Below are 19347 nucleotides of genomic sequence, written 5' to 3'. Positions count from 1 at the left end.
AAGAGGCTTTATGAATCCATATATTGATACTTATCGCAATCCACAAAAAATCAAAGAAACTTTTTTAGCAATCCAAACTCTAAGCAAAAAACTCAAAAAACCCATAAAAATTATGGAAGTTTGCGGAGGGCATACACATACAATTATGAAATACGCACTCCCTCAACTTCTCCCAAACAACATTGAATTTGTGCATGGACCGGGCTGTCCTGTATGTGTGATGTCCAAAAGCCGTATTGATTGTGCCTACAAAATCGCTTCCCAAAAAGATGTTATTTTAGTTACACTTGGGGATATGATAAAAGTCCCCGGCAGTTATGGAAGTTTGCAAGAAGCAAGAGCAAAAGGCTTAGAAATTATCTTTGTATATTCTCCTTTGGATATTCTAAAAATCGCACACAATAATCCAACAAAAAAAATTGTTTATTTTGCCATAGGATTTGAAACAACCACCCCAATGACAGCTGCTTTATTGCAAAAAGTAATAGAGCTTGATTTAAAAAATGTCTTTTTTCATATCAACCATATTTTAGTCCCACCGCCTTTAGAGGTAATTTTGGGTGATAAAAATTGCCAAATTGACGCTCTTTTAGCACCCTCTCATGTCAGTGTAATTACTGGCTCTAAAATCTATGAATCTTTGGTGCAAAAATACCAAATTCCTATCGTTATTTGCGGATTTGAACCTACAGATATTGGAGAAAGCCTACTTTCAATCCTACACCAAATCATCAATAAAACCCCAAAAGTAGAAACTCAATATGCACGAAGTGTAAGCTATGATGGGAATCTCAAAGCACAAAAATTAATACAACAATATTTTACTTTAGATGATAGTTTTTATTGGCGTGGGCTTGGAGAGATTCCACACTCCTCTTTGAAATTAAAAGATGAATTTAGTCAATTTGATGCTGGAATTATCTTCAAAGATTATCTTGGTGGAATCCCCAAAGAAGAACATAAAAATTGCTTGTGTGGAGAGATTTTAAAGGGCAATAAAAAACCCTATGACTGCAAACTTTTTGGCAAAGCATGCAATCCCCAAAATCCATTAGGAAGCTGTATGGTAAGCAGTGAGGGAGCCTGTGCAGCTTATTTTAAATACCAAGGGGTTCAACCTGAATAGCCTCACACAAGATTCTTATGATTTTTTGATAGAAAGCGCACAAAATTATTATGATTATTTGGTAGAAAATAACCTAGGTTATGATGAGATAAAAATTCAAAGCATTTCTAAAACCATTTTTGGATTGCAACTTACTTTATACTCCAAACTATTTAGCCTTGAAGGGCTTGTTTTGCGTTTTTTGGATGAAGAATTTCCAATTTCTGAAAACCTTTCTATCCAAACTTCTTTTTATGATGAAAAACACAAAATCTTAAGCCTTGAAATAGAAGAATCACTAAAAAACCAACTTTTTGAAAAAAAGAATGAAATTAGGCTTTTTTCGGACTTAAAATTCCTTGTTAAAAATATTTTGAATTTCTATCTCTCTCTTAAACCTCTACATTTCCCAACCACTCTTCCTAGAATCTCTCCTGATATACAAGCATTAAAGGATTTAGAAAACCCACCCCATCAAGAACAATTAGAAGCATTAGAGGGCATTTTTTCAAAAAGTTTTTGCTATGTTTGGGGAGTTGCAGGGAGTGGAAAAACCAAAATGGTTTTATTGCATGCCCTAGCCTTTTATCTCAAATCCAATCTCAAAGTCGCCATACTTGCCCCCACAAATAACGCATTAGAGCAATCTTTAAACACACTTATTGAAAGTTTAAACAATATCGGCATTGATACTTCTTGCATTTTAAGACTTGGCACACCAACCCAAACCTTTGCCCAAAGATTCCCACAAAATTGCGATCCCCTACTAAACAACAAACCAAACTACAAAAAAGCTATCCAAAAATCTCTACTGATTGCTGCTACCTTAGATACTTTTCTTAGACGAGATGAACTTTATGAACTCCCATTTGCTCATTTTTTTATTGATGAGGCTGCTTTCTGCCCACTTATCAAAGTTATTCCTCTTTGCATGTTTAATAAGCCAATCACTCTCTTAGGGGACCACAAACAACTTCAACCTATTTGCTTATTAAATAAACAAGATTCAAATAACCCAAAATGGCAAATTTCTAAGTTTTGGCAGTATTCTAGTTTATTTTTAGAATCTTTTTTCAGACACCAAACTAACTTTTTCAAAGCCAATCCAACCACACAAATAAACTCCCCAAACTATCCATTTTACACACTTACCTACACGCACAGATATGGAGACAATCTTGCAAAATTGCTTGATTTTTATATTTACAAAAACAATCTCAAAGGCTTACCCAATCACACTAATCTTTTTTGCCATTTTATACAAACCACTTCACAAGAAAATAATGCCAATCTTGATGAGGCAAATGCTTGTTGTTATCTTGCAAAAAGATTCTTACAAGAAAAGAAAAACTTCGCTATCCTCACACCTTTTGTGAATCAACGCAAATTAATTTTACAAAAAATGCCTGCTTTAAGAAATGAAGAATGCGTTTTTACCATTCATTCTTCACAAGGACAAGAGTTTGATTGTGTAATCTTCTCTCCTGTAACCCTCAATTATTACCTCAATGATTCAAGAAATCCACAAGCCCTTTTTGCCCTCAATGTAGCTCTCTCTCGTGCAAAAAAAGAAATTATTATTGTTTGTGACAAAAATTATTGGCTAAACCAAAAAGGACAATTTCTAAGTGCACTTATTCAAATCTCCAAACCCTTTTATTTATCCCAAACTTAGTAAATACCCCTCACACACTCCAAAAATTCTTTATCCAAAGCTCAAAAAACAAAAAAATCAAAACAAAAAGCATTCATACTAATAAAAATGTGTTAAAATTAGACAATTTTTTAATTTAACAAATCAATATGCCATAGGAAGTGATTTTGGATTTTACAATGCTTTATAGCAAGATTCATCGTGCAAGAGTAAGCGATGCGAACTTGAATTATGTCGGTTCTATCACGATAGATGATGCCTTAATGGAAGCCGCAGGATTATTAGAGGGACAAAAAGTGGATATTGTCAATATTAATAATGGCGAACGATTTTCAACTTATGTCATCAAAGGCAAAAGTGGCGATATTTGCCTCAATGGTGCTGCTGCTAGAAAAGTGCAAGTTGGAGATAAAATTATCATTATGGCTTATGCACAATTCTCCAAAGAAGAATTGAAGCATTACGAACCAAAAGTAGTGCTTGTTGATGAAAACAATAAAATTATTCAAATCAAAAAGGATTTAAGCAATGTTTAACCCGCAAGATTTAGCAAAAACACTAGAAACATTACAAGAAAATTTTAAAAATGCACAAGAAGAAAATAAAAATCTAACTTTTAGTGCAAAAAGTGGCGGAGGCTTAATCAATGTAAGTGCAAATGGTGAAGGGGAAATCATCGATATTAGCATTGACGATTCATTGCTAGAAGACAAAGAATCTCTACAAATTTTGCTAATAAGTGCTATCAATGATGTTTATAAAAGTGTGGAAACTAATCGCAAAAATATGGCAATGGGTATGCTTGGAAATATCGGCAATTTTCCCTTCAAAGGCTAGATAATGAAGCACAAAATTCTTAGAATATTTTTTATTTTTTTCTTTATTGAAATTTCTACTTTTGCTTATGATTTCACTGCTTGTCAAAATAAAGCCGCACTTTCTATGGAAAAAATCGGGCAAAGCTATGGAATAGCCATACAATCTTTACAAAAAGATTCTAGCCCATCAAAAAGTATTTTGTTTTTTTATTCTCCCAAAAATCCCCCAAAGGGCTATAAAATCCTCAAACATGATCCCTTTGTGGGTATGTATTTATTAGAATCAAAAACCAACCTCACCCCTATAACTCTAAAACAAATTGATAGCAAAATGCTAGAAGATGAGATTGCAAGTATTACCCCCACAAAAAGCGTGAGTGGGAAAATAAAAAATCAAATGCAAAGCCCTATTGACTTTGCTTCTCTTAATACACCCACCTTTCCAAATAGTCTTATTAGCACTATCTGCGAACACATCTATGGGATTGGTATAGGCAATAATCAATTTATTGACAAAAAATATCTGGATAGATTCATTAACAATCCCATTTATTACGGAGATATTGGCATTAGAGTAATCCAAAATCAAGAAGATAAAGTGGAAGTTAGCCTCATTGATCCGTTTTTTGAAAACAATCCATTTAAATATGGCGATATTATAATGATGGTTAATGGAGAAGCTATCCCTAATGTCAGTCAATTTAACCGCGTAGTATTTGATTTAAAAGAAGGCTCTACCATTCCAGTTAGAATACAACGCGATGGAATTATTCATAATATTTCTGTAAAGGTTGATAAAAGACATGGGGGAATGCTATTAAAAGAGGATTTTTTATGGCGTATAGGAATTGAAATCTCTGATGATTTTACCATTACTTCTGTCTCTCCTAATGCCAAAAATGGCTTTGAATTATTGCAAGTTGGCGATAAAGTTTTAAAAATCAACCAAAATAATGTCCCCTACGGATATAATGCTATTATCCGCTTTTTGGGGGATTATACTAATATGCGACAAAAATGGTTAATTTCACGCAAAGATTTTCAATTTTTCATTGAAGTAAATCAACAAAAGGCAAGCAATGAGGAAAAACCTACAATCTATTTTTGGTGAATTTGAAACCTACCTCATTTCACAAGCACCAAAAGTGCCTAGTTTTCATCCTTATTTTGAAAAAGCCTTATGGGAAATGGTTGAAAATGGCGGGAAACGATTCCGTCCAAAATTACTTTTAAGCATAGTTGATGCTTACAAGCCAAAATCTATTCAAAAAGCATTTTCTAGCGCACTTGCATTAGAGATTTTACACACCTACTCACTAATCCATGATGATCTTCCTGCGATGGATAATGCGGACTTAAGAAGAGGAGCGCAAACATTACATTGCAAATACGATGAATGTGGAGCAATTTTGATTGGAGATGCTTTAAATACACATAGTTTTTATTGTATTGCCACTTCCAAACTTAAACCAAAAATCAAAAACAAACTCATTAAGCTTCTAAGCTATAATGGCGGAATTTATGGAATGGTTTTAGGGCAAGCTTTAGATTGCTATTTTGAAAAACAAACTTTACCCCTAAAAGATTTACGCACAATCCATTTAAACAAAACCGCCAAACTTATTGCCGCTTCCTTGCAAATGGGCGGTATTATTGCTAAATGCGATAAAACAACTTGTAAAACACTTTATAAAATAGGATTGGATTTGGGACTATTTTTCCAAATTCGTGATGATATTATTGATGCCACACAAAGCTCCAAAGAAGCAGGGAAAACTACACACAATGATTTGCAAAAAAATAGTTATGTTAATCTTTTGGGTCTAAAATCCGCTCAAATTGAAGCCAAAAAACTTCAAATTTCCATCCAAAAACAGCTCCATTCCCTAACCCCAAAAGCTCAACGAAATTTAGAAATTCTTTTGAGTAAATATTTCACTTTCTAAGGCAATCCAATGAAAAGAATCTTGATAACTAATGATGATGGATATCAATCTCCCGGGCTTTTAGCACTCAAAGAAGCTTTAATGCCTTTGGGGCATATTGTCATTGTTGCTCCTGCTAATGAAAAATCTGCTTGTGGGCATGGCATGACACTTACACGCCCTCTTAGATTCATCAAGCTTGATGATGATTTTTATAAATTAGATGATGGTAGTCCCACTGATTGCATTTATCTTTCACTCCATGCCCTTTATGAAGAAAACTTCAAACCAGATTTAATAGTAAGTGGCATTAATATCGGCTCTAATATGGGGGAAGATGTCAGCTATTCAGGCACAGCAAGTGCTGCAATGGAGGGCGTTTTGCATGGAATCCCTTCTATTGCTATTTCACAAGTTTTGCAAGATAAGGATTATTTTGGATTTGATTTTTCCCTTGCCAAAGATACAATTTATCATTTAGCAAAAAAAGTCTTAGATAAGGGATTTCCTCTTGGTGAGCGTGAATTCCTCAATGTCAATATCCCACAAATTCCAAAAGAACAATGCAATGGCATTAAAATTACAGAACTTGGCATTAGAGTTTATGGAAATGATGCACATTTGCATAGAAATCCGCGTGGAGAAGAATATTATTGGCTTGGTCTCCACCCCCTAAATTGGGAAGAACGCAACAATGGAGAAACCTCAGATTTCAATGCTATTATGAATAATTTTGTCTCCATCACACCCATTAGCTTAGATTTTACCGCTAGAAATCGCCTAGAAAACTTACAAAATTGGATTTTACAATGAGTGATAAACGCTTTGCTAGGACACTTCTACTCTTCAAAGAAGAAGGTTTTAAAAAACTCCAAAAGGCTAATGTGCTTTTATTGGGTGTAGGCGGTGTAGGCGGATTTGCCTTGGATTGTCTCTATCGCACAGGAATTGGAAGAATCTGCATTATTGATTATGATAGTTTTGATGAAACTAATCAGAATCGACAAATTGGCTCTTTTGAGGGATTGGGACAAAAAAAGGTGCAAGTGCTGTCCAAAAAATATCCAAATATAGAAGCCATAGAAACCAAAATTACAAAAGATTTTTTGAATGATTTTGATTTTAGCTCTTTTGATATTGTTATTGATGCAATTGATGATATTGATGCAAAAATCGCCCTTGCACTAAAGATTGCTAATCACACCAAAAAACAAAACAATTATCCTATTTTACTTTCTTCCACAGGAAGTGCCAAAAAACTCGACCCCTCACAAATCCAAAGTGCAAGCATTTGGAAAACTTATGGGGATAAGTTTGCTAGAAAATTCCGTGAAGGGCTTAAAAAACAAGGTTTCAAGGGAGATTTTTTGGCAGTCTTTAGCCCAGAAATTCCAAAATGCAAAGAACTAGGGAGTTTTAGCGGAGTTACTGGGAGCTTTGGTTTGCGTCTTGCAAGCGAAGCTATTTCAATTATTTTACAAAAGGAGTAAAAATGCAAATACTAACAAAATCTTATGAAGATGAATGCGAAGAATTTGAAGAAGAAGAGTATGATGGCTATGATTCACGCTATGAAGATAGCGATAAATATAATTATGACGATGATGACTATGAAAACAGTGATGATGACTATGAAAGCGATGAGGATTACTAAATGCAACCTATCAAAGTAGCACTCATACAACAAGCTTTCAAAGGCACAAAAGCTGCAACGATGCAAGCAAGTGCAAAAATGATAAAAGAAGCTGCACAAAATGGTGCGAATCTTGTGTTGCTACAAGAGCTGCACACCACAGAATATTTTTGTCAAAGTGAAAATGTAGATTTTTTTGATTATGCTTTAAGTTTTCAAAAAGATTGTGAGTATTTTAGCGAGATTGCCAAAAACAATAATATTGTCCTTGTAACCTCACTTTTTGAAAAACGCACAAGCGGACTTTATCACAATACCGTAGTTGTTTTTGAAAAAAATGGAGAAATTGCCGGTAAATACCGCAAAATGCACATTCCTGATGATCCCGGATTTTATGAAAAATTCTATTTTACACCGGGCGATTTAGATTTTACCCCCATTCAAACTAGCCTTGGGAAACTTGGAATCTTGGTTTGTTGGGATCAATGGTATCCTGAAGCAGCAAGGATTATGGCATTAAGAGGGGCAGAAATTCTTATTTATCCCACCGCCATTGGTTGGTTTGATGAAGATTCAAAAGATGAAAAAGAGCGTCAAAGAGAAGCTTGGATAGCAATCCAAAGAGGACATGCCATAGCAAATGGAATCCCTGTAGCAGCAATTAATCGCGTTGGTTTTGAAAAAGATTCTAGTGAGGTTTTGGCGGGAATTCGCTTTTGGGGTTCTAGCTTTGCCTTTGGTGCTCAAGGTGAGATTCTAGCACTTGGCAGTGTAGAAAATGAGGAAATTATTTATTTTGAATGGGATAAAAAACGCACTGAAGAAGTCAGAAGGATTTGGCCATTCTTGCGTGATAGGCGTATTGATTCTTATCAAAGTATTTTGAAGCGATTTGATGATTAAAGATAAAGAAAAATGGGATTTACAACACAAGATTAATCCACTCCTAGATAATCCCTTACAATTATTGACAGAAAATATTCATCTAGCGCCAAAAGGGAGAGCCTTGGATATTGCGTGCGGAATGGGAAGAAATTCAAAATTTATGCGAGACAATGGCTTTGTGGTAGATAGTGTTGATATTTCCTCTTATGCAATTTCTAAACTACAAAATGAGATTGATATTAATCCCATTTGTGAGGATTTAGACACCTTCAAAATTCCTCCACACACTTATAATTTAATCTGCAATAGCTTTTTTTTGGAGCGTAGATTATTTCCTTTTATGATTGAGGGTTTAAAAAAGGGCGGACTTTTAATCTTTGAAACATTCATCAAAAGCGATAATGAGGCATTCAATGCTTTTGCAAAAGATTCTTCCCATTTATTACGCAAAAATGAATTATTAAAATCATTTTTGGATTTAGAAATACTCTTTTATCAAGAAAAACTTATCCAAAGAAACAATAAAGATTCTTCTTTGGCATTAGTTGCTAGGCTTGTTGCGCGTGCTTAATTGTTTAAAATTCTACTCCAAAGAAAGAAGTAGAAAAATCTTAAATATTGCAATCCCCTCTGGTTTAAACTCGCTTTTAGATATTATTAATCTATCCATCGATTTAATGTTTATTGGAGTTTTTGGGGCAAATGCGATTGTGGCTGTTGGCATTAGCCTTAATTATATTATGCTATTCTTTGCTTTTACCACAATTATATTTGTAGGGAATAGCGCGTTGGTTTCTCGCTTTTTGGGTGCTAAGGATAGAAAAAGTGCCGATGAAGTTGTTTTGAGTCTTACTTTTGCAGCTTTTTGTTTTTCTATTCCTTTGTTAATTTTAGCTTTTTTGGGATTTGATTATTTTTTTAGCTGGGTTGGAATCTCAGATGAAGCAAGACAAATAGGTCATTCTTACTTGGCGATTACACTTTTTTCTATCCCTTTGCTTTTGATAAAACAAGTTAGCATTTCTGCATTTTCTGCCGCTGGGGCTACAAAAATCCCTTTTTTTATAAAAATATTCATTACTCTTTTTAATCCCGCTTTAAAATATATTTTTATCTTTGGTTTTTTCTTTATTCCAAGTTTTGAAATCATTGGTGCTGCTATTGCGACACTTATTGTCAATTTTGCAGAAACTCTAGCATTATTCTTGTGCCTTTTGCTTTACAAAAAATCTCCCATTTCGCTTAAAGGCAAAATTAATTTCAATTATATCAAGCGTGCTTTTATGGTAGGAATCCCTTCAGGCTGCGAGAGGCTTTTTACTCTTTTTTCCATTATTTTAATGACCAAATTTATAGCCCTTTATGGCACTTATGATTTAGCAGGCTATCAAATTGCCACAAGAATTGAAGGTTTTGCATTTATGCCGGGATTTGGATTTATGATTGCTGCAATGGCTTTAATGGGGCAAAATCTGGGTGCTAAAAAACCACTTGAAGCAAGATATAGCACCTTAAATACTCTCTTGCTTGGCGGTATTTTTATGGGGATTGTTGGCTTTATTATGAGTGCTTTTGCTCCTTTTCTTTCAAGCTTTTTTAGCAAAGATTCACAAACTATAATTGCTAGTGCAAAATACCTTATCCCCATTGGTATCTCACAAATTGCTTTTGCATTTATTTGTATTTTAGATGGGGCTTTAAGAGGTGCTGGAATCACCAAAATTACACTGATTGTTAATTCTATTATGATTTGGGGGCTTCGGGTAATTCCTTGCTATTTTTTTGCAAAACTTGGTTACCCCATTATTTATATTTATATTTGTATCTGTTTAGAGACTTTTTTGCGTGCTTTTGTATATTGGAAAATTTTTCAAATGGGAATTTGGAGAAAACACAAAATCTAAGAAATCCAAGCTAAAAAGAGTGAAAAATTCGAGGCAATATACAAAACAATCACAAAAAAACAAAGTGCCATTGCCACAAATACTAGAATCTTTTTCTCAAAAGAAGTTAATTTATTGCCACTTCTCATCACAGAAATAATTGTCGCAAGAACAATCAACAAAGAAATGGCTATAATAATCCCAAAAACCAACGCAAAACTTCCCACACTTCCCAACTTTCATTCCTTATATTTCAATGTTATTGCTAAATAATTCAAAATTATACCACCATTTTTGAAAAATTTTTAAGAATACAAATAATAATTTTATGCTGTTTTTAACAAGCTTTAGTATAGAATCAATCAAATTATTTTTAGGAAAAATTATGATAGATTTGAAGCTTTTAGTTAATGATTTTGAAAATGTAGTTCAAGGGCTCTCAAAACGCAATATCGATGAAGTTTTTTTAGAAACTCTTCGCCAAACACACCTTAATTATAAGCAGAAAAAAATTGCATTAGAAGAAAAACAAGCACTACAAAATAGCAAAACAAAACTTTTTGCGCAATATAAACAAGAGGGTAAAGACATTCAAGAGCTTAAAAAAGAATGCGATTTGCTTAAAGCAGAAATTTCCCTCTATACTCAAGAATCTCAAATGTGGGAAGAAAAACTACAAGAGCTATCCTATATGATACCAAATATCCCGGATTCTAAAACTCCTTTTGGCAAAGATGAGAATGACAATGTAGAAATCAAAAAGATTCTTGAACCCAAAACCTTTTCTTTTAGCCCAAAAGAACATTGGGAACTTGCAGAAAAAAATGGTTGGATTGACTTTGAACGCGGAGTAAAACTTGCCAAAAGTCGCTTTAGTGTTTTTATGGGTATGGGTGCAAAACTAGAACGCGCCTTAATTAACTATATGTTGGATTTTAATACCCAAAGAGGCTTTAGCGAGGTTGGAACTCCCGTGATTGTTAATTCACAAATGCTTTTTGGAACAGGACAATTACCAAAATTCGAAAATGATCTTTTTAAAATTTCAGATTTTGACGATGAAGAATCACAAGATTCCAAAGAAGCAAAAAGAGGACATGAGCTTTATTTGATTCCCACCGCAGAAGTTACACTCACCAACCTTCATAACAATGAAATTCTGCAAGAAGAAGAACTGCCATTAATGATGACTGCTTACACGCCTTGCTTTAGAAAAGAAGCAGGAAGTGCTGGGAGAGATACAAGAGGCATTATTCGTCAGCATCAATTTGATAAAGTAGAGCTTGTAGCAATTACAACTCCGCAAGAAAGCGAGATGATGCAAGAAAGAATGGTGGCTTGTGCTTCTGCATTGCTCACTTCACTAGGATTACCACACCGACTAATCCAGCTTTGCGGGGGGGATTTGGGCTTTAGTGCAAGCAATACCATTGATATTGAAGTTTGGCTTCCTGGACAAAACTGCTATCGTGAAATTAGCTCTATATCAAACACAAGAGATTTTCAAGCCAGACGCGCAAAAATCCGATACAAAGATGCCAACAAAAAAAATCATTTAGTCCATACCCTAAATGGCTCTAGCCTAGCTGTTGGAAGAACACTTGTTGCAATTATGGAAAATTACCAGCAAGAAGATGGAAGTATCGAGATTCCCAGCGTTTTACAACCTTACTTAAGGTAACAAAATGGCTCTCCAAGAAGATGATAAGCAGATTATACGCCTTGATGATGGTTTTGACATCTTACAAGACATTTTAAAAAAAGAAGAAAAACCAAAGCAACTTAGCAAATTTGAAAAGATTCAACTTTTCTTTAAAGAACGCAAAAAACTAGCTATTGCCCTTGCTTTGTTACTTGGTTTTCTTATCATTTTCTTTATATTCTTACTTGGACAATTTCTCTCACAAGAGCCTACAACCAACACACAACAAGAATCCAAAATCCTACCACCAAAGTTTTCTATCCAAAGAGGTGGAGATATTATTACTAATGCTGAAAACCTAGAAGCTTGGCTCAAAAAAGCTAATTTTTTATATTCTAACGGAAACAAAAAAGAAGCATTAGACTTATACGAAAAAATTTCAAGCTATTCAGAAGGATTATCCAACTATAATTTAGGGGTTGCCCAAATGGAAGAAAAATCCTATGAAAATGCTTTGCAATCCTTTCAAAAAGCCATTGATTTGGGGGAGGATCGAGTAATTAGTTCTCTTAATGCTGCTGTATGCTCCCTTTATCTCAATCAACCCTTAAAATACAAATATTATTTAGATTTGGCAGAAACTTATCTCCCCTATTCTGGGAATCTTCCGCTTTATTCTTATCTTTATGCACTCACACATTATTACAAAGGCAATTACTTTGAGGCTTTCTCTCCACTCACGCACCAAAGCTCTACTTATTATCAAGAACAAAACAATTATTTACTTTCTTCTTTATACACCTATTTCAACGATGATTACAAAGCAATAGAAATACTCGAAAAAAACTCCAAAAATCCAAACACTTGGTTTAACCTTGCCTTACTTTATGCAAGAATTGGAGATTACTCCAAAGCCCATAGCCTCATCACACAAAGCATAGAAGCACTCGGAACTTCATTAGACAAAGAAATGGCATTACTTCTTATGAAGCTTCAGCTTTCAAGATTTGCAGATGCTTCAAAAATCCTCAATAAATACGCCAATGACAAAGAATCAATCAATCAAAATCCCTATCCTATCAAAATTTCCCTCAAAAAAGATTTCTTTGATGTCAATATTGCTCAAAAGCGTTTTTGGGATAATTTCAATGGCTTAAAGCTTAATTCCTATAAAATTCTCTTTTATTTTGCTCCCTATAAAGTTTTTGATGCAAAAGAAGCTTTCAATATCATTCAAGAAGGTGGAATTAATATCCACATTGAAAATCTCCAAGAAGCCAAAGAGATTCTACTCCGAGGACAAACCATCTCCAAAGTCAATAAAAATATCGCCAATGCTATTTTAGAAACACTTAATGGAAATATCCGAAATGCCAATAAACTATTAACCACTGCAATTACTGATTATCCTAATCACTCTATTTTGCACTACAATTTAGGATTAAATTATGCACAAATGGGAGATTTTGACCATTCTTATCAGCACTTTATCCGCGCTTTTCATCTCAATCCCCAAGATTTACAAGCAGGCATTTTTGCACTTATCACTTCCCAGCTTACATACCGAGATTCTACACGATTAAACAACGAAATCAACCAAGAAATTATCAATCTAAAAGGCACCAAAGAAGAAAGAGATTTTATCCGCGCATTGCTTAATTTTGTGCATAATGGCACACCTATGCCACTAGAATTCCTAGAAACCCAAAAAAGCAATATTGCAATTTATTATGCGCTAAACTTCACCCAAAGTATCCTACTTCAAAACCAAAGCCTACTTATTAGCTCTGCTAGTAGCTTAAAATCCATACTTCCAAATGACCCTTTAAGCAATCTCTTAGAGCTCTTAGCTCTCAATTATAAAGACGACCCAAAAAGCCTTTCTTTGAAACTACAAAGCTATTATCAAAACCCCTCAATCAATAAAGAACCCATTTATTATGGTGCAGCGGTTGTAAGAGAAATATATATTGAGATTGCCTATATCATCGGCTCTTTGCACTATGTGCAAAAGGATTTGGACAATCGCCTAATTACCGAGCAAAAAGATGTACGAGGCGTGATTCAAGCACTTGCCCTAACTTATATCTACTTACAAGAATTCGAAAAATCTTTCACGCTTTATAATAGCCTTATTGATGATTTTAAAGAGCAAGACACTCAAACTCTCTTTTTAGCAGCAGTTGCAGCGGTTGGAGCAGGACATACAGAAAATGCCGCTACACTTTTGCAACTCTCCAAACTCGAAGCGCCAACCAATTATGAAACAAGAATCGCTAATGGAATTTTATACCTACAAGAAAACAACTACAATGCCGCAGCTTCACAATTTACAACCATCGGAAATTCTGGCATAATTTCAGAGTTTTTTGACTTTAAAATTGACACAGAAAAATTACTAAATAGATAATTTTACTAATGCTCCATTTAATTTTAAATCTTGAAGCTCATTGCTTCTTATAAAGTGCGGCATTCAAAGGAAGAAACCTACAACTATTTTATTTAGGTCAAAATAGTCATAACTTCCAAAATCAATCTCGCCCTTAGAAAATCATTAATTGCTAATATGATAATTTGGGGCTTCTTTGGTAATCATCACATCATGCACATGAGATTCCCTCAAACCACTTTGCGTAATCTCTACAAACTCCGCTTTTTCCCACAAAGTAGGAATATTTTTTGACCCCAAATACCCCATTGAAGAACGCAATCCCCCAAGCATTTGATGAATCACATCTGCAATCTTGCCCCTATAAGGCACCCTGCCCTCTATTCCCTCTGGGACAAGCTTTTCTTGTGCTGTGCCTTCTTGGAAATATCTATCTGCACTTCCCTTATTCATAGCCCCTAAGCTTCCCATTCCGCGATAGCTTTTATACTGCCTACCTTGATAGATGATTGTCTCTCCCGGTGATTCCTCTGTCCCTGCAAGCATACTTCCTATCATCACGCTACTTGCACCTGCTGCAAGTGCTTTTGCAATATCCCCTGAATACTTAATACCTCCATCAGCAATAAGCGGAATCCCTTCTTGATTGCATATTTCTGCTACATCAGCAATTGCTGTAATTTGCGGCACTCCAACACCAGCAACAATTCTAGTAGTGCAAATACTTCCTGGACCAATGCCCACTTTTACACCATCAGCCCCAGCTTCAATCAATGCCTTAGCCCCTTCTTTTGTGGCAACATTTCCAGCGACAATATCTACCACCAAATGCTTTTTAATTTCTTTAATGGTTTCCAATATCCCCCGACTATGCCCATGTGCAGAATCCAACACCAAAACATCTACTCCCGCATCTACCAATGCCTTAGCCCTATCATATTGAAATACACCAATAGCAGCACCAACACGCAATCTACCAAAATCATCTTTATTAGAGTGCGGATATTCAATCCTCTTTTGAATATCTTTAATTGTGATAAGCCCTTTTAAAATTCCCTTTTCATTCACGATAGGCAATTTCTCAATTTTATGCTTATTCATAATATTGCGTGCTTCCTCTAGGCTTGTACCAACTTGTGCAGTAATCAAAGGTGCTTTTGTCATCACTTCTTTGACCAAGCGATTTAAATCCGTCTCAAAACGCATATCCCTATTAGTCAAAATCCCAATCAAACTTCCACTATCATCAACCACGGGCACACCAGAAATTTTATAATTATCTGTGATTGCTTTTGCCTGCATCAAAGTCGCTTCAGGACTAATGAATATCGGATCAATAATCACACCACTTTCGCTTTTTTTAACCTTCTTGATTTGTGCTACTTGAGAATTAATATCCATATTTTTGTGAATAATCCCAATCCCTCCAACCCTTGCCATAGCAATAGCAGTGCGATATTCCGTAACTGTATCCATTGCCGCAGAAACCAAAGGAGAGTTTAAAGTAATATTTTTGCTAAATTTTGTCTGCAATGATACTTCTTTGGGCAAAATTTCAGAATAAGCTGGAACCAACAAAACATCTTCAAAAGTCAATGCACGCGCTCTAATTTTCATAAATCCTCCTTACATAAATTTTCCAAATTCAATCCTAAATCTAAAATCTTTTGTTCTGCAAAAGAATCTCCGATAAGCTGCATTCCAATAGGCATTCCATCATCTTCGCTTACAGGCAAAGAAAGTGCTGGGAGACCAGCGAGATTCACACCAATAGTGTAAATATCTTCTAAATACATCTGCAAAGGACTCTTGCATTCATCAAATCCAAAAGCTGTACTAGGTGCCACTGGAGACAAAATCACATCACATTCCTTTAAAATCTCGCTATATTGCCTTGCTATCAAAGTCCGCACCTTTTGAGCTTTAATATAATATGCGTCATAATACCCACTACTAAGCACGAATGAGCCAAGCAAGATTCTGTTTTTCACCTCATCGCCAAACCCTTGAGAACGCGTTTTGAAATACAATTCTTTAAGATTATTAACATCTTTTGCCCTATTTCCATAACGCACACCATCAAATCTTGCGAGATTCGAACTTGCCTCAGCGGTGCAAATTACATAATATGCAGAGATAATATAGCTTGTATCAAGCATTTCTTTTTCAATAATCGTATGCCCATCTTTACTTAATCTATCAATTGTTTTTTGATAGGCATTTTGAATATTTGCATCCGCATCCTTTAGTAGATTTGGCAAAATAGCAATTTTCATTTTGGTATTAGGATTAAGATTCTTATGGGTTTTAGTAGGTGCAAGATTAGCAGAAGTAGAATCCATTTTGTCATATCCGCTTATTGCATCAAAGAGTATGGCACAATCTGTTACATTTTGCGTAATAGGTCCAATTTGATCAAGGCTAGAGCTATAAGCCACCAATCCATAACGACTAACCCTACCATAAGTGGGCTTCAATCCCACACAACCGCAAAAACTAGCAGGTTGGCGAATACTTCCACCTGTATCACTGCCTAATGCTGCAAGTGCGATTCCACCAGCGACTGCTGCAGCACTCCCTCCACTACTTCCACCGGGGACTTTGCTTGGATTTCTTGGGTTAAGCGTTTTTCCATAGCAACTACTTACAGTTGTGCTTCCCATAGCAAATTCATCCATATTAGTCCGCCCAAAAGGTGCCATTTTATGGCTTAAAAGATTTTCCACTGCTGTAGCATTATAAGGGGCAATATAACCCTTTAATATCTTACTTGCACAAGTAATCTCCCAATTTTTTACATTTATGTTATCTTTAATTGCAATAGGCAAAAAATCCTCTTGATAATCTTGCAATTCTCCAACATACGCATTTAAATTGCTTTCTTGAATTTTCTTTTTTAATTTTTCTTTTAATTCTTTAATACCATCTCTATCAAGCTTCAAAGCCTCTTGTAAAGTAGGAATACTATCCATCAATTTCTCCACAATAAAAAATTTCAGTATTATAAAAAAAGAATATTAATAAAAGGGTTAAAGAAGTAAAAATTTTTGAAGTTTTAAAAACCCTTCTTAAGATACTTGCGGCACATAAATTTTTTGAAGGCTCTGCTGTGTTCCCACCCTGAAGCATTATTCAAAAAACCCATTGCACAAGTCTCAAAAAGGGCGATTGAAATTATATTTATTTTTTCTTAAAAAAGCAAATTTAAATTCCACTAAATAAAAATTTACCATTTTCATGAATCTTAAAAGTCTATTTTGACTCTTACCCAAAAGTTTCTTCCCATTTCATATATTCTAGAGCTAACAGGATTATCCGCCACACTCAAATCAATGCTATTTTTAGAGAGGTGATAGCTATAGAGTTTATCCGTGAGATTTTCAACTCCTGCAAAAAGTTTGAGATTATTATAAGTGTAACCCACATAAAAGTTTATAATGCCAAATCCACTTGAATCACCAAAATCTTGACCCACTACATTACCATAGCCTTCTAAACTTCTAGTTTGTTTTGCATGTGCAATGATTTCACCTTTGATAAAATATTTACTGTCATCATATTTTAATGCAAAAAGTGTTTGCAAGGGTGCAATTTGTGCTAGTGGTCTATTTTCTTTTGTGTCTTGTCCATAGGTATAGCTCATTTGAGCTAATGCAAATGTATTAGGCAAAAATTCATAAGAAATCTCTGCTTCTCCACCCAATAATAACGCATCAGTGTTAAAGCCTGTAGTGGTAGCTGTATTGTAATTTAACATAATATAATCTTAAATACAAGAAACATAGCTAGACACGCTAAAGCTAAGATTCTCTTTGTGATAAGTTGCCCCCAAATCTAATTGCGTGTTTTTTTCTTTTTTTAGATTCAAGCCATTTCCCTTAGAAACTTCCCAGAAATCAGGAATCCTTTGTGCATAACCCAAACCTGCATAAAGCGTGTAATCGCCCAAATATTTTTCAGCTCTTCCAAAGCCACTCAAGGCATATTTTGTATTAGAAGTATCTAGCTTGTGAGCCATCATATCCACCCTATCACCCCTTATACCCGCAAAATATCCCATATTAGATGAAGTAAAGGTTTCTATTTGCGAAAAAATCCCATAACTTTTAAAAGTATAATTAGGGGCATAAGGGCTATTTAGAATCATTTCTGCTTCTTGTGCACTATTTTGATTAGCAATAGATCTAGTCTTATGCTTATCTAAATTATAATTTCCACCAAAGTAAATCTTAGAGAGATCAAACTTTTTTTGATATTCCAATCTCCCGCCCGTATTTGTTCTATTGGGATTGCTAATTTGATATTTATTCCCTGTTTTTGGAACACCATTAGTTAGGCTAAAATTATCCATAATATGGTCAATTTCGTGATGATAAATGTGAAAATCTAACTTATCGTCATTGAAAAATTTAATCAAATGTGCTTGATAAGACTCCCTATCAAAAGTTCTCGCATCCATTGTCCTATCTGCATAAGCAGCTTCTCCCCTGCCAATATCAAAACTAAGTTCTAGCTTTAAATCAGGACTAGGAGTTAAAGCGCCAACAAAAATCCCAGATTGTCTCTTGTATGCAGAATGCACCCTATCTCCCCTGCCACTTTCACAATCATCACTTCTATAGTTTGAATAAATAGCCTGTAAGCTACCTAGTTCATTTCCGCCTACTAAATGCGCATTAGCATCAACCCTTCCAAAACTTCCATAAAGCGCATCCACCCCACCGCTAAAACTTGGTTTTTGAAGTATTAGAATCTCTCTATCAAAAAGCATTCCCCAGTAATCAAAGATCCATATCTTACATCTTGAGGACCTTTTATAATGGTAATAGAATTATAATTTTGTGGAAAAATATAGGTTAAAGTCGTATCTATTCTACCACCACAACCTCCTAATAAAGTCCCTCCATTTACGACAATTGGCAATCTACCTCCACCAAGCGATCAAAAAAATGCCTCGGTTCCACCACCACCTTTTTTAGCGACTGAAAACCCAGGAATCTGCTGCAAACTCTTTGCAATATCGCTATTATTTAAAAGCGAATCTTTGCCTAAAATATCAGTGTAATCAATTTGCGTAGGATTTGCTAGGGGAGAATTAGCATATTGTATTGTAACTTGATTGCCTTGAGAATAAAGCAGAGTTAAGAGAGATAAGAATGCAAAAGCTTTGTGTTTCATGAAATATCTCCTTAAAAATTATTATCTTATTTTAAAAAGAATCTAATGGCTTACTTATATCAATATCTCACTCACAGCCTCAATTAAAATAAGCCAACTAACAGGATTATAACACGATGCTTTAAATAAAACTTGCACTTAAATTAGATTCTTATAATTTGGTTTGCATTATTGATTTTATAATTACATATTGTAATATTTTATATATCACAAAGAAAAATAAACTATTTACTTT

At 34.8% G+C, this 19347-nt stretch carries 21 protein-coding genes and 1 other RNA gene; 14 read left to right on the top strand and 8 right to left on the bottom strand.

What is annotated here, in order from left to right:
- Positions 1–10: 10 nt before the first annotated feature.
- From hypD to JJQ98_RS04785, 12 genes are all read left to right on the top strand, one after another.
- A complete protein-coding gene (gene hypD, locus JJQ98_RS04840; RefSeq protein ID WP_151104626.1) occupies positions 11–1126 on the top strand; it encodes a hydrogenase formation protein HypD in 1116 nt (371 codons plus the stop codon).
- The gene (locus JJQ98_RS04835) at positions 1086–2780 is read left to right on the top strand and encodes an AAA domain-containing protein (protein WP_345719233.1); all 1695 of its coding nucleotides are present in this window, start codon (positions 1086–1088) and stop codon (positions 2778–2780) included. Before hypD ends, JJQ98_RS04835 begins: the two co-directional genes overlap by 41 nt.
- A gap of 146 nt (positions 2781–2926) precedes the next feature.
- Positions 2927–3295, top strand: a complete 369-nt coding sequence (gene panD, locus JJQ98_RS04830) for an aspartate 1-decarboxylase (protein ID WP_005020947.1) — start codon at positions 2927–2929, stop codon at positions 3293–3295.
- Positions 3288–3596, top strand: a complete 309-nt coding sequence (locus tag JJQ98_RS04825; RefSeq protein ID WP_005020945.1) for a YbaB/EbfC family nucleoid-associated protein — start codon at positions 3288–3290, stop codon at positions 3594–3596. Before panD ends, JJQ98_RS04825 begins: the two co-directional genes overlap by 8 nt.
- Positions 3597–3599: 3 nt before the next feature.
- Positions 3600–4688, top strand: a complete 1089-nt coding sequence (locus tag JJQ98_RS04820) for a DUF7488 domain-containing protein (RefSeq protein WP_151104627.1) — start codon at positions 3600–3602, stop codon at positions 4686–4688.
- Positions 4657–5523, top strand: coding sequence for a polyprenyl synthetase family protein (locus JJQ98_RS04815; RefSeq protein WP_065830826.1), 867 nt, complete (start codon positions 4657–4659; stop codon positions 5521–5523). Before JJQ98_RS04820 ends, JJQ98_RS04815 begins: the two co-directional genes overlap by 32 nt.
- Positions 5524–5532: 9 nt before the next feature.
- Complete coding sequence (gene surE, locus JJQ98_RS04810; protein ID WP_151104628.1) at positions 5533–6315, top strand: 5'/3'-nucleotidase SurE; 783 nt, start codon at positions 5533–5535, stop codon at positions 6313–6315.
- Positions 6312–6992 carry a ThiF family adenylyltransferase gene (locus JJQ98_RS04805; protein ID WP_054197707.1) on the top strand — a complete coding sequence of 227 codons (681 nt, stop codon included), beginning with the start codon at positions 6312–6314 and terminating at the stop codon, positions 6990–6992. The genes surE and JJQ98_RS04805 overlap by 4 nt, the downstream gene beginning before the upstream one ends.
- A gap of 2 nt (positions 6993–6994) precedes the next feature.
- Positions 6995–7156 (top strand): hypothetical protein, encoded by a 162-nt coding sequence (locus JJQ98_RS04800; protein ID WP_166666944.1) that lies wholly within the window; start codon positions 6995–6997, stop codon positions 7154–7156.
- Positions 7157–8038 carry a carbon-nitrogen hydrolase gene (locus JJQ98_RS04795; protein WP_151104629.1) on the top strand — a complete coding sequence of 294 codons (882 nt, stop codon included), beginning with the start codon at positions 7157–7159 and terminating at the stop codon, positions 8036–8038. It begins immediately after the preceding gene.
- Complete coding sequence (locus JJQ98_RS04790; RefSeq protein ID WP_151104630.1) at positions 8031–8591, top strand: class I SAM-dependent methyltransferase; 561 nt, start codon at positions 8031–8033, stop codon at positions 8589–8591. The genes JJQ98_RS04795 and JJQ98_RS04790 overlap by 8 nt, the downstream gene beginning before the upstream one ends.
- Positions 8584–9924, top strand: coding sequence for an MATE family efflux transporter (locus JJQ98_RS04785; protein ID WP_151104631.1), 1341 nt, complete (start codon positions 8584–8586; stop codon positions 9922–9924). Before JJQ98_RS04790 ends, JJQ98_RS04785 begins: the two co-directional genes overlap by 8 nt.
- Here the strand turns inward: JJQ98_RS04785 and JJQ98_RS04780 are convergent.
- Entirely contained in the window at positions 9921–10130 is a 210-nt protein-coding gene (locus JJQ98_RS04780) for a hypothetical protein (protein ID WP_224757606.1), read from the bottom strand. The two genes, JJQ98_RS04785 and JJQ98_RS04780, sit on opposite strands and share 4 nt — an antisense overlap.
- Before the next feature lie 158 nt (positions 10131–10288).
- Here JJQ98_RS04780 and serS point away from each other — a divergent pair, with 158 nt between their 5' ends.
- Together serS and JJQ98_RS04770 are read left to right on the top strand one after the other, a co-directional pair.
- Positions 10289–11584, top strand: coding sequence for a serine--tRNA ligase (serS, locus tag JJQ98_RS04775; protein ID WP_005020916.1), 1296 nt, complete (start codon positions 10289–10291; stop codon positions 11582–11584).
- A gap of 4 nt (positions 11585–11588) precedes the next feature.
- Positions 11589–13955 (top strand): tetratricopeptide repeat protein, encoded by a 2367-nt coding sequence (locus JJQ98_RS04770; protein ID WP_151104632.1) that lies wholly within the window; start codon positions 11589–11591, stop codon positions 13953–13955.
- Between the two features lie 144 nt (positions 13956–14099).
- Here the strand turns inward: JJQ98_RS04770 and guaB are convergent, their stop codons facing one another.
- From guaB to JJQ98_RS08815, 7 genes are all read right to left on the bottom strand, one after another.
- Positions 14100–15551 (bottom strand): IMP dehydrogenase, encoded by a 1452-nt coding sequence (gene guaB / locus JJQ98_RS04765; RefSeq protein WP_151104633.1) that lies wholly within the window; start codon positions 15549–15551, stop codon positions 14100–14102.
- The gene (gene gatA / locus JJQ98_RS04760) at positions 15548–16897 is read right to left on the bottom strand and encodes an Asp-tRNA(Asn)/Glu-tRNA(Gln) amidotransferase subunit GatA (RefSeq protein ID WP_170252203.1); all 1350 of its coding nucleotides are present in this window, start codon (positions 16895–16897) and stop codon (positions 15548–15550) included. Before gatA ends, guaB begins: the two co-directional genes overlap by 4 nt.
- A 100-nt stretch (positions 16898–16997) precedes the next feature.
- Positions 16998–17095: signal recognition particle sRNA small type (ffs, locus tag JJQ98_RS04755), an RNA gene on the bottom strand.
- 83 nt (positions 17096–17178) lie between these two features.
- Positions 17179–17691: a porin family protein gene (locus JJQ98_RS08950; protein ID WP_345719232.1), complete on the bottom strand. Its 513-nt coding sequence runs from the start codon at positions 17689–17691 to the stop codon at positions 17179–17181.
- Positions 17692–17700: 9 nt separating this feature from the next.
- The gene (locus JJQ98_RS08945; protein ID WP_345719231.1) at positions 17701–18705 is read right to left on the bottom strand and encodes a TonB-dependent receptor domain-containing protein; all 1005 of its coding nucleotides are present in this window, start codon (positions 18703–18705) and stop codon (positions 17701–17703) included.
- The gene (locus JJQ98_RS08820) at positions 18681–18857 is read right to left on the bottom strand and encodes a Plug domain-containing protein (RefSeq protein ID WP_247596695.1); all 177 of its coding nucleotides are present in this window, start codon (positions 18855–18857) and stop codon (positions 18681–18683) included. Before JJQ98_RS08820 ends, JJQ98_RS08945 begins: the two co-directional genes overlap by 25 nt.
- Positions 18858–18875: 18 nt before the next feature.
- Complete coding sequence (locus JJQ98_RS08815; protein WP_247596694.1) at positions 18876–19112, bottom strand: hypothetical protein; 237 nt, start codon at positions 19110–19112, stop codon at positions 18876–18878.
- Positions 19113–19347: the final 235 nt, after the last annotated feature.

Origin of the sequence: Helicobacter pullorum NCTC 12824 (assembly GCF_017979475.1) — a bacterium.
Lineage (GTDB): Bacteria > Campylobacterota > Campylobacteria > Campylobacterales > Helicobacteraceae > Helicobacter_D > Helicobacter_D pullorum.
This window is presented reverse-complemented; position numbering and strand designations above follow the sequence as displayed.

What these genes read in the sequence shown, in the direction of transcription:
- hypD (WP_151104626.1), top strand. Translation starts at nt 11, where the DNA reads ATGAATCCATATATTGATACTTATCGCAATCCACAAAAAATCAAAGAA.
- JJQ98_RS04825 (WP_005020945.1), top strand. Translation starts at nt 3,288, where the DNA reads ATGTTTAACCCGCAAGATTTAGCAAAAACACTAGAAACATTACAAGAA.
- JJQ98_RS04820 (WP_151104627.1), top strand. Translation starts at nt 3,600, where the DNA reads ATGAAGCACAAAATTCTTAGAATATTTTTTATTTTTTTCTTTATTGAA.
- JJQ98_RS04815 (WP_065830826.1), top strand. Translation starts at nt 4,657, where the DNA reads ATGAGGAAAAACCTACAATCTATTTTTGGTGAATTTGAAACCTACCTC.
- surE (WP_151104628.1), top strand. Translation starts at nt 5,533, where the DNA reads ATGAAAAGAATCTTGATAACTAATGATGATGGATATCAATCTCCCGGG.
- JJQ98_RS04805 (WP_054197707.1), top strand. Translation starts at nt 6,312, where the DNA reads ATGAGTGATAAACGCTTTGCTAGGACACTTCTACTCTTCAAAGAAGAA.
- JJQ98_RS04800 (WP_166666944.1), top strand. Translation starts at nt 6,995, where the DNA reads ATGCAAATACTAACAAAATCTTATGAAGATGAATGCGAAGAATTTGAA.
- JJQ98_RS04795 (WP_151104629.1), top strand. Translation starts at nt 7,157, where the DNA reads ATGCAACCTATCAAAGTAGCACTCATACAACAAGCTTTCAAAGGCACA.
- JJQ98_RS04790 (WP_151104630.1), top strand. Translation starts at nt 8,031, where the DNA reads ATGATTAAAGATAAAGAAAAATGGGATTTACAACACAAGATTAATCCA.
- serS (WP_005020916.1), top strand. Translation starts at nt 10,289, where the DNA reads ATGATAGATTTGAAGCTTTTAGTTAATGATTTTGAAAATGTAGTTCAA.
- JJQ98_RS04770 (WP_151104632.1), top strand. Translation starts at nt 11,589, where the DNA reads ATGGCTCTCCAAGAAGATGATAAGCAGATTATACGCCTTGATGATGGT.
- guaB (WP_151104633.1), bottom strand. Translation starts at nt 15,551, where the DNA reads ATGAAAATTAGAGCGCGTGCATTGACTTTTGAAGATGTTTTGTTGGTT.
- JJQ98_RS08950 (WP_345719232.1), bottom strand. Translation starts at nt 17,691, where the DNA reads ATGTTAAATTACAATACAGCTACCACTACAGGCTTTAACACTGATGCG.
- JJQ98_RS08945 (WP_345719231.1), bottom strand. Translation starts at nt 18,705, where the DNA reads ATGCTTTTTGATAGAGAGATTCTAATACTTCAAAAACCAAGTTTTAGC.
- JJQ98_RS08815 (WP_247596694.1), bottom strand. Translation starts at nt 19,112, where the DNA reads ATGAAACACAAAGCTTTTGCATTCTTATCTCTCTTAACTCTGCTTTAT.